This window comes from Komagataeibacter intermedius TF2 (assembly GCF_000964425.1).
GTDB classification, from domain to species: domain Bacteria; phylum Pseudomonadota; class Alphaproteobacteria; order Acetobacterales; family Acetobacteraceae; genus Komagataeibacter; species Komagataeibacter intermedius.
On record NZ_BANF01000509.1, the window covers coordinates 1 to 223 of the forward strand.

1 protein-coding gene is annotated in these 223 nt (G+C 60.1%); it reads right to left on the bottom strand.

Going from position 1 to position 223, the window contains the following annotated elements:
• Positions 1-223 (bottom strand): hypothetical protein (locus B7449_RS18220; protein WP_048884024.1); only part of this gene is annotated, 223 nt, incomplete at both ends.

Consider the following 223-nt stretch of genomic DNA (forward strand, 5'->3'; position numbering starts at 1 on the left):
GAACACGTTCCCGATCATCAGGTTCAGCTTCGATGTGTCGTCATTCGCGGCGAGAGGGGCGACGAAACGCAGGTCGATCGCGGCATGACGGGCATCGGTGATGACGGACAGGAGGATGTCATCGCCCTTCTGGGGACGTCCCTGGCGTGCTTCAATGGCGTTGATGCGGGCCGCCAGCGTCTTCTGGTAGGCCCTGAAGTTATCGTTTGTCGGCGCGACAATA